Raw genomic sequence first — 9,283 nt, forward strand, 5'->3', positions numbered from 1 at the left:
GACGCCAGCGCGGGCGGCCGCGGCGAGCACTTCGGCCCAGGCGCCGGCGACGCGGTCGGCCGGGCCGCCGCGCCGCAGTCTGCGGCGGCGGCGCAGGGACCGGCGGGCCTTGAGGACGAGCGGCACGGAGGCGAGGAGGAGCGCGCCGAGCGCGTACCAGGCCCACACGGGGATGCCGCCGGCGTCCTGGCCGAGCTCGTCGTTGAAGTCGCCGTCCTGTTCGAGGGACTCGTCGTTGAAGTCCTCGGCCTCTCCCCCGCCGCCGTCGTCCTCCTCGGGGCTCGGGGTCTCCTCCTCCATCTGCTCCAGGGTGTCCTCGGGCGGGACGGGGACGGCGTCGGGCGCCGGCATCGGGTCGAAGCGGACCCAGCCGGCGCCGTCGAACTTGATCTCGGGCCAGGCCGAGCCCTGCCCGGCGGTGACGGTGCTGGAGCCGCCGGGGACCTCGAAGCCGACGACGACGCGGCTGGGCAGGCCGATGAGGCGGGCGATGATCGCGTACGCGGCCGCGAAGTGCTCGCTGGTGCCGCGCTGCCCGCCCGCGTCGGCGGGGCTGCCGAGGAAGAACCCGAGCGCGGGGAGGTCGTGCCCGGAGGGCGCCTCGGGGTTGTACGCGTAGTGCTGGGCGAGGAAGTCCGCGAGCCCTTGGGCGCGTTCGTAAGGCGTGTCGTAGGTGTTGCGGACGTAGTCGGCGATGGTCGCCATGATCTCGGGGGTCCCGGGCGGGACGGCGACCGTGCCGGCGTCGGTGAGGTCGGGCCGGGCGGTCTCGGCGGCGGCCGGGTCGGCGGTGACGAGCGCGGACTCGACGTGGTAGGTCGAGCCGGTCGCGAGGCCGTCGGGGGTGAGCAGGCACCGGCTGGCGAGGTTGACGGCGACCGGGAGGCCGGTGATGGTGGCGGGGTCGGCGGCGGCGGGGACGAGCTTGCCGCCGAGGCCGATGATCTCGACGTCGGCGGAGAAGTTCGCGTCGCCGCTGCCGGGGATGACGGTCCCGGCGGTGCGGAAGTCGCCCTCGGCCTGCCAGGTGGTGCCGTCGTACTCGGTGAGGACGGCCAGGCGCATCCACGAGTCGCCGCTGGTGTCGGCCTCGAACAGCTCCTGGTCGGGGTATTTGGACCAGGCGGCGATGCGCACGAGCGGGTTCAGGTCGATGTCGGTGAGCCGGGGCGGCTCGACGTACTCGCGGGGGTCGCCGGGGCTGGCGGTGACGAGCCGGGCCGCGGCCGGGCCGAGGAGTGCGACCGCGGCGAGCAGGACGCAGGTGGTGACGACGGCGCCCATGAGCGCGGGGGCCTTCGAGGGCGCGGGGCCGTCGACGACGGCGTCGCGGTCGGGGCGGCGCTCGGGCGGGGCGGCGGTGACGGCGAGCGCGGCGGCGGCGAGGACGCAGAACGCGACGGCGTACGCGGTGCCGCCGTCGGCGTTGGGGCCGACGAGGTAGAGCCCGGCGCCGTACAGGAGCGTCGGCGGCAGGCAGCCGAGGAGCGTGCGGCCGTAGCGGATCGCGAACTCGCAGGCGAGGGTCGCGGCGAGCCATGTGAGGAAGACGGGGACGACGACCGTGTCGGGGGCGGGCTCGACCGGGATGAGCGCGGTGAGCGTGCGCGGCACGGCGTTGACGAGGGCGTCGACGATCGTCGCGGGGAGCGGCTCGGAGCCGTCGGTGGTGAGGTAGATGGCGCCGAGGAGGTACGCGGCGAGGCCGAACAGGGAGGCGCTGGGGGCGAGGAACGAGGGGCGGTTGCGGAGCGCGAAGCCGATCGCGAAGGCGCCGAAGGCGGCCCCGGCGACGAGGAGGACGAGGAGCTGCCCGTGGTAGACGCGGGCGGCGACGGTGCCCGCGAGGGCGCACATGAGGGTGAGGCAGGCCGCGACGGCGGCGACGCGCAGCCGGTAGCGGAGGCGGCGGCCGCTGCGCCGGGGCGGCTTGATCCGGTCGACGGTCACAGGCGGGTCCCGCCGTTGTTCCAGGCCGCGGCGAACTGCTCGCCGTCGGCGGCCCGCACCGTGGGCAGGCCCCCGGCGAGGCTCGCGGAGGTGGGGAGCCCGTGGGCGAGGTGCACGGCGATCACCGTCGGGTACGCGCGCTTGAGCTGCGCGAGCCGGTCGGTGGGCGGTTCGGTCCCGGTGATCCACACGAGCGTGTCGCCGTAGCGGGCGGCGGTGAGGCGCGCGACGTACCCGTCGAGGGTGTCCTTCGCGTTCGGGGCGAGCTCGGCGAGCAGGTCGCCGTAGGAGTCGCGCCCGGCCCCGGAGAGCCGCGCGCCGGAGGCGGGGACGAGCGCGGCGTGGTACTCGGCGCGGAAGCATGCGGTGAGGACGGAGTACGCGGCCTCGCAGGCGGCTTCGAACGGGTCGGGGTGGGGCCAGCTCTCGGCGCGGTCGTCGATCGCGATGGCGACGGTGGGCAGCGAGGTGTCGAGGTGCTCCTTGACCATGAGCTTCCCGATGCGCGCGGAGGTGCGCCAGTGGACGTGCCGCAGCTCGTCGCCGATGACGTACTCGCGGAGGGCGTGGAAGGTGAGCGAGCCCTGCTCGACCTTGTCGGCGGTGCCTTCGAGGGAGCGGGCGAGGCCGTCGGGGGTGCGGGCGAGCTGGTGCAGGCGCGGGTGGATCCACAGGCGCGCGGTGGGACCGAAGTTCCCGGCGGTCGCGGCGAGGCCGAGGAGGTCCCGCTTGCCGATGCCGAGGGGCCCGGCGTCGACGACGCCGCGGCGCTCGGCGCTGATCACGTAGCTCGCGCCCGCGCTCTTGCCGGGGCGCAGGCGCGCGAGCGGGACGGCGACGCGGCGCGTCTCGATTCCCGTGCCGCCGTAGGCGTCCACGGCGCGGGCGTTCACTGCCCGCCAGCGCCCGGTGTTGCGGACCGTGAGCTGGACCGTGGCGGTGTGGCCGACCGAGACTCGGTCGGGGGTGACGGTGCGGGCGACGTCGAGGCGGGGCTTGGCGGCGATGACCGATCCGGCGGCGACGCACGCGAGGGCCGCGGCGGCGCCGAGGGCGGCGAGTTCGGGGTAGCCCCAGAGCCATCCGGAGGCGATGAGCGCGGCCGCGGCGACCGCGAGGCCGGCGCCGCGGGCGGTGACGGGGACCGCGAGCAGCTTCTCGGCCAGTGTGGACCGAGTCGCCGCGGTCTCCTGCCCAGGTGCGGCCGGACCGGTCTCGCTCATGCCGCCGAGGCGGGCAGGGGGACGTGGACCTGGTCGAAGGCGTCGGCGACGACCTGCGCACCGGTGGCCCCGCGCATCGCGGCGTCGGGGGCGAGCTGGATGCGGTGCGCGAACACCGGCACGGCCAGGGCCTTCACGTCCTCGGGGATGATGTAGCTGCGGCCCTGGGAGAGCGCGAAGACGCTGGCGGCCCTGGTGAGGGCGATGAGCCCGCGGGGGCTGACGCCTACGGCGACCTGGGGGTGGTTGCGGGTGGCGTTGGCGAGCTGCACGAGGTAGGCGTACAGGGGCTCGGCGATGTAGACGTGCTTGGCCATCTCGGCCATCTGCGCGACCGTGTCGGTGTCGACGACGGGGGCGAGCTGCTCGGGGCTGCGCTGGTGGGTGCCGCGCAGGACCTCGATCTCGGCGGCCTCGACGGGGTAGCCGACGGAGAGCTTCACGAGGAAGCGGTCGAGCTGGGCCTCGGGGAGGCGGTAGGTGCCGTCCATCTCGACGGGGTTCTGGGTGGCGACGACCAGGAACGGCTGCGGCACCTGGTGCGGGCGGCCGTCGACGGTGACCCGGCCCTCCTCCATGACTTCGAGGAGCGCGGACTGGGTCTTCGGGCTGGCCCGGTTGATCTCGTCGGCGATCACGATGTTCGCGAAGACGGGGCCGGGGTGGAACTCGAAGGCGCCGCTGGCCTGGTTGAAGATCGTGACGCCGGAGACGTCGGAGGGCAGCAGGTCGGGCGTGAACTGGATGCGCCGCCACTGCCCGGAGACGGCGGCCGCGATGGCGCGGGCCATGGTGGTCTTGCCGGTCCCGGGCACGTCCTCCAGGAGGATGTGGCCTTCGGCGAACATGGCCGTCAGCGCGAGTCGCACGACCTCGGGCTTGCCGAGCACGACGGTGTCGACCGCCGAGGCGAGGCGCTCGAACGCGGCGGCGAAGGACTCGGCCTGCGCGGCGCCCAGCTGGACCTGCTGCTGCATGCGCTTAGGCACTCTCAGCGGGTGGGTCTGCTCGGTGTCGTGCATTCATGTCTCCTGCTAGCACTCCGGGAGGTCTCCCGTGGAGTTCTTTCCGACTCCGTCGACGTTGATCCAAACGAAGGGGATGTACGCGTTGGAAGCGTAGTCGATCTTGAGCCATTTGTTCGAGGCGTCTTTGCCGGGGTGATAGTCGACCGACTGGCCGCTCTCGGTGCCGCGCGGGTTGATGGTGGCGTCTCCGGTGGTCCAGCAGTAGGCCTTGTAGCTGTCGCCGGTGTTGGTGGTGCCGAGCGAGTTGCCGGACTGGCTGGGCGAGGAGTAGACGCTGACGCCGTCGACGGAGTCGCAGTAGCCGGATGGGGTGTCGTATCCCTCGTCGCATCGGAAGTACACGGAGGCGGTGACGGTGTTGGTCGAGGCGCTGTACGAGGACGAGGTCGCTTGACCGGCCGGGTTCTCGATCCGGATCTGGAAGCTGTAGCTCGTGGAGGCCTTCAGGCCGACCACGGCGTAGACATCGGGGCAGGACTGGGTGGACTGAGTGACGCCGTCGCTCAGCAGGGTGCACTGCGCGTCGTCGCTGCCACCGTCGTCGAAGGCCAGGGTCAGGTTGATCTGATCGGCCGTCGCGGAGTGGCTGGAGATCTGGACCGTGGGCGCGGCCATGGTGTTCGAGGTGGTGGTGGCGGGCTCGGACTGGCCGGCCTCGTTCACCGCGACCACCGAGACGTTGACCTGCTCGTTGTTCTGGAAGCCGGACAGGCTCGCAGTGGTGCCGGTGACCTCGGTGGTCTGGCTTCCGGCGGTGACGACGTACTTCTGGATGTCGCGGCCGTTGTTGGACGGCTGGTCCCATCTGACGTCGATGGTCCCGGCTGCGGAGCCGGAGCTCTCGGCGAAGAGGTTGGCGGGCGCGTCCGGCACGTTGAACGGCGTGACCGAGTTCGACTGCGGAGAAGGCGCAGAGGCGGCCGCACCGGACAGGGTCGTCACCTGGAAGACGTAGCCAAGGCCGTATTCGAGCGTGCCCTCGGTGGTCTTGAGCTCGGTCCCGGAGGCCTGGCCGACGACGACCTGCTCGCCTCCGGAGGCGATGGCCTCGACCTGGTAGCCGGAGATGTCGTTGCCTTCGCCGTCGGCCTCTTCCCAGTTCACGGTGACCGTGCCGTCCGGGTTCGCCATCGCGGTGACGGCGCCGGGCGCGCCCGGGACGTCCGCTGAGGGCACGATCGAGGGCGAGGTGACGGTGTCGCCGGCGCCTTCGGCGTTGTGGGCGGTCACGGTGAAGGTGTACGGCTGGCCGTTGTCGAGGTCGCCGATTTCGAGGACGCGCTGGCTCGGGGCGATCTCCCAGGTCTGGCCGGCGCCTTCGACGACGTACTTGGTGAGGGCGGAGCCGTTGTTGGGGGCGGCGTCCCAGGAGAGGTTGATGAGGCCGTCGCCGACGGTGCCGTCGAGGTTGGTGACGGCGCCGGGCGGGCCGACCTGCGGCGCGGACTCCTCGTCGCCCTCCTCGTCGCCTTCGTCGCCGCCCTCGTCCTCTTCGGTGGGCGGGGCGTCGCCGCCGAGGATGTCGTCGCGGTTCTTGGGGGCGAGGACGGCCTCGCCGTCGGCGGAGACGACCACCGCGGCGTTCGTGTTGACCGCGTTGGCGAACAGCGTGTCGCCGGTGTGGTAGAGCTCGACGGGGCCGCCGCCGGAGTCGATCTCGATGCGCTGGAGCTCGTTGCCTTCGAGGTCGTAGACCCAGACGATGCCGGAGGCGCCGTCGGGCACGTAGATGCGCTCGTGGAACTCGACCGAGGCGCCGAGGAGCTCGGAGGCGCCAGCGGCGATCTGGAAGGTCCGGGTCTGGTCGTCGTCGACCGTGACGATCGACGGCGGGTCGGTCACGGTCACGGAGGCGACGGTGCCGGGGCTGGAGACGGCGGTCTCGGTGGGGCCGGCCAGTTCGATGGCGGTGACGGCGCGGCGGCCGTCGGAGCGGATGGTCGTCATCTCCTTGGCGGTGGAGTTGAGGACGGCCACGCCGTCGCCGAGGACGGTGAGCGCGAGCTCCTGGCGGGGCTGGGCGACGACCTCGGTCGCGAGGGTCTTGGCGCCGGAGTCCTGCGGCTCGATCTGGACGATGGTCCCTTCGCGGGGGACGCCGATCCACAGCATCCCGGTGGCGTCGAAGGCGCCGCCGGTGAGGCCGGCGGGGAACTGGAGGGGGTCGCCGATCGCGCTGAGGGTGGCGGGGTCGACCTGGTTGACCAGGCCCTGCGTCTGGTCGATGATGAACGCGCCCTCGTCGGACAGGGCCACGCGCACGCCCTCCCCGGGGGCGGTCTCGGCGGAGCCGGTGAGTTCGAGGGTCGACAGGTCGATCGCGGAGACCTTGCCGGTGGCGATCTCGCGCAGGAGCAGGTGCGAGTCGGTCTGCTCGACCTGGACGGCGTTGCCCATGGCGTCGGTGACGTCGAGGCGCACGTCGGTGGCGGCGGTGAGGCCGTTGACGCGGGCGAGTTCGCCGAGGGGGGTCGTCCACAGCCAGAGGCTGGCGTCCTCGCCCTCGTTCTCGCGGCTGAACGCGCCGGTGCCCAGGAGCGTGGCGACGAGCGCGCCGACGAGGACCACCGGGAGTCCGACCGCGATGAGCAGCCCTTTGACGTTGAGGCGTCGGGCGTCGACATTCGGAGTGGTCATATGGGGGAGATCCTCTGCGCTTCTGGTGCAAGTCGGCGGCTCGCGGGCCCGCGCGTGGGTTCACGCGGGCGGGGTGCGGGCGGGGCGGCGCACGAACCCGAGCCTAATTCGCGGGTGCAACTAGGACTAGGCTGCCATTGTCACAAGACGGTAAAGGTCTCGGGTATCCCGAAGCGGCACAAGCCGGTCAGGTTACCGACACGTAGGGGTGCCTTTTCGGGCGCGGAGATGGCGGTGCAGCGAGTGCACCGCCCGTCGGAGGTCTCGTATTCGGTTGTCCGCCGCGGCGGCGCATTCGAAGTTGCGCCGCCGTCGGTCCTGCCTTGGTAGTAGGGACTGGAGAGCAGAGGCGCGCTAGGCGGCCTCGCCGACCTCGAACACGCCGGCGCGGCGCGAGCGCGCGACCCCGGCCATCGCGAGGATCTCGGACGCCGTCTCGGGCGCGGCGAGCTCGTTCGGCGTGTACACCGGCGCGTCCATGCCCGCGATGGCCTCGCGGATGGCCAGCTGGGACTGGGTGAGGCGCCCGGAGGCGGCGATCACGGGCAGGCCCAGGTTGCGCAGGTGCATGGCGCCGTAGCGGGCGCCGGCCGCGTCGGCGGCGGCGAGGACGACGCCGTCGACGAGCTCGCGGATGACCGGGAACTCCAGCAGCGCGGAGGTCTCGGACTGGAGGATGCCGTCGGCGATCTCCATGACCACGGCGTCGACGTCGTGCGCGGCGGCGTGGTGGTAGAGCGTCTGGGCGAGCTCGGCCAGTTCGGGGACGGGGACGCCCGCGGTGGTCGGGTAGCCGCCGTCGGTGAAGTCGGCGGCGACGACCGCGCCGGAGTCGCGGAACATCCACGGGTCGCCGCCCGCGCCGGTCCCGGTGATCTTGATGCCGGCGACGCGGCGGCCCGAGCGGGACAGGCCCCGGATCACGGACGCGGCGGTCGTGGACTTCCCGGCGTTCATCGAGGTCCCGACGACGCACACCACCGGCGGGTGGTCGCCCAGGCCGAACGGGGCGAGCACGTTGAAGCGGCGCAAGTCGAGCGGGACGCCCTCGCGGTCGGCGAGGATGCCGATGGGCTCCAGGCGGGTCGGCGGGCGCATGTCGCCGTGCCGGGAGAGGACCTCCCCGGCGACGCCGCCGGCCGCGACGAGGTCGACGGAGGTGCCGAGGACGTCGGGGATGCGGGACTCGTACTGGTCGGGGGCGTACCGCTCGCCGAAGGCCAGGAGGACCTCGTCCCCGGGGTAGATGGCGGCCTTGCGGCCGGTGGCGATCTCGAGCCAGTTGTGGTGCCCGATGGCGTCGACCCGTGCGGCCAGGATATGGCCGGCGCGGGGCGCGCATTCGTCGACCAGGGTCAGTCCGGGCATTGTCATATCGACATTGCGGACCGCATAGGCGACTTTGAGCCGCGAAGCGAGCTCAGCAGAGAACTCACGAATGCGCATGCACACTCCAAAGAGGACAAAAAGGGTGAGCGAGATACCCCGCTCTAATGGAAGTACACCGCTGGTCCAGAACGTGACCACGGTGGCAGACGCGACGACCGCCGCGCTGTTGATGGACGAATATTACGGCCTGTGTTCAGACTTGTAAAGAGTGGATTAGGTAAAAGTGCGGCGACCCCGAGATGACACTTCGGGGTCGCCGTGAAACCTGCCTCTAGCTGCGGGAACTCACAGTCCGCGGCCCCTCGCGGCGACCGCTCCGATGACGATCACGGCCGGGTGGTGCGCCTCGGTGCCGCCCAGGTCGGACAATTCGCATTCGCGGACCGTCTGGTTCTTCGTCGTCGCACTCTCCACGATCCGGACCGGGGTCGAGCCGGGCCGCCCGCCCTCCATGAGCGCCGCGGCGATGGCGGCGCGGTTCTTGACGGCCATGAGCAGCACGACCGTCCCGTTCCCGGCCCCGAGGGAGTGCCAGTCGACGAGGCTCTGCGGCCCCGGCGGGACGTGCCCGGTGGCGACGGTGAAGTCGTGGACGACGCCGCGCTCGGTGACGGGGATGCCCGCCGCGGCGGGCCCGGCGATCGAGGACGACAGGCCGGGGACGACCTCGACGGGTACCCCGGCGTCGAGGCATGCGTCGAGCTCTTCGGCGCCGCGGCCGAACACGAAGCCGTCGCCGCCCTTGAGGCGGACCACGAACTTGCCCTCGCGGGCGCGCTCGACCATGACGGCGTTGATCTGCTCCTGCGTGGTGTGGCGCCCGTACGGGAGCTTCGCGGCGTCGACGATCTCGACGTCGTCGCCGAGCATGTCGAGGAGCTCCTGCGGGGCGAGCCGGTCGGAGACGACCACTTCGGCCTGGCGGAGCAGTTCGAGGCCGCGCAGGGTGATCAGGTCAGCGTCGCCGGGGCCGGCGCCGACGAGCGCGACACCGGCGGGGCGGGTGCGGCGCGAGCGCGGGGCGTCGATGTCGCCGGCGCGCAGCGCGGCGGCGAC

Annotated in this window: 6 protein-coding genes; all 6 read right to left on the reverse strand. The window is 72.4% G+C overall.

What is annotated here, in order from left to right:
• The coding region (locus DI269_RS15405; protein ID WP_112137333.1) for a DUF3488 and transglutaminase-like domain-containing protein at positions 1 to 1,950 on the reverse strand (1,950 nt) is incomplete at its 3' end.
• Positions 1,947 to 3,173: a DUF58 domain-containing protein gene (locus tag DI269_RS15410; RefSeq protein WP_112137335.1), complete on the reverse strand. Its 1,227-nt coding sequence runs from the start codon at positions 3,171 to 3,173 to the stop codon at positions 1,947 to 1,949. The genes DI269_RS15410 and DI269_RS15405, both read right to left, overlap by 4 nt.
• The gene (locus tag DI269_RS15415) at positions 3,170 to 4,150 is read right to left on the reverse strand and encodes an AAA family ATPase (protein WP_112137343.1); all 981 of its coding nucleotides are present in this window, start codon (positions 4,148 to 4,150) and stop codon (positions 3,170 to 3,172) included. The genes DI269_RS15410 and DI269_RS15415 overlap by 4 nt, the downstream gene beginning before the upstream one ends.
• A 57-nt stretch (positions 4,151 to 4,207) precedes the next feature.
• On the reverse strand, positions 4,208 to 6,838 hold the full coding sequence (locus DI269_RS15420; protein WP_112137337.1) for a fibronectin type III domain-containing protein: 2,631 nt from the start codon (positions 6,836 to 6,838) through the stop codon (positions 4,208 to 4,210).
• A gap of 354 nt (positions 6,839 to 7,192) precedes the next feature.
• Positions 7,193 to 8,206, reverse strand: coding sequence for a hypothetical protein (locus tag DI269_RS15425; protein ID WP_198667461.1), 1,014 nt, complete (start codon positions 8,204 to 8,206; stop codon positions 7,193 to 7,195).
• 306 nt (positions 8,207 to 8,512) lie between these two features.
• Positions 8,513 to 9,283: uroporphyrinogen-III C-methyltransferase (gene cobA, locus DI269_RS15430; protein WP_112137341.1), on the reverse strand; the 771-nt coding region annotated here is incomplete at its 5' end.

Source organism: Glycomyces dulcitolivorans (genome assembly GCF_003265355.1).
Classification (GTDB): domain Bacteria; phylum Actinomycetota; class Actinomycetes; order Mycobacteriales; family Micromonosporaceae; genus Glycomyces; species Glycomyces dulcitolivorans.

What these genes read in the sequence shown, in the direction of transcription:
- DI269_RS15410 (WP_112137335.1), bottom strand. Translation starts at nt 3,173, where the DNA reads ATGAGCGAGACCGGTCCGGCCGCACCTGGGCAGGAGACCGCGGCGACT.
- DI269_RS15415 (WP_112137343.1), bottom strand. Translation starts at nt 4,150, where the DNA reads ATGCAGCAGCAGGTCCAGCTGGGCGCCGCGCAGGCCGAGTCCTTCGCC.
- DI269_RS15420 (WP_112137337.1), bottom strand. Translation starts at nt 6,838, where the DNA reads ATGACCACTCCGAATGTCGACGCCCGACGCCTCAACGTCAAAGGGCTG.
- DI269_RS15425 (WP_198667461.1), bottom strand. Translation starts at nt 8,206, where the DNA reads ATGCCCGGACTGACCCTGGTCGACGAATGCGCGCCCCGCGCCGGCCAT.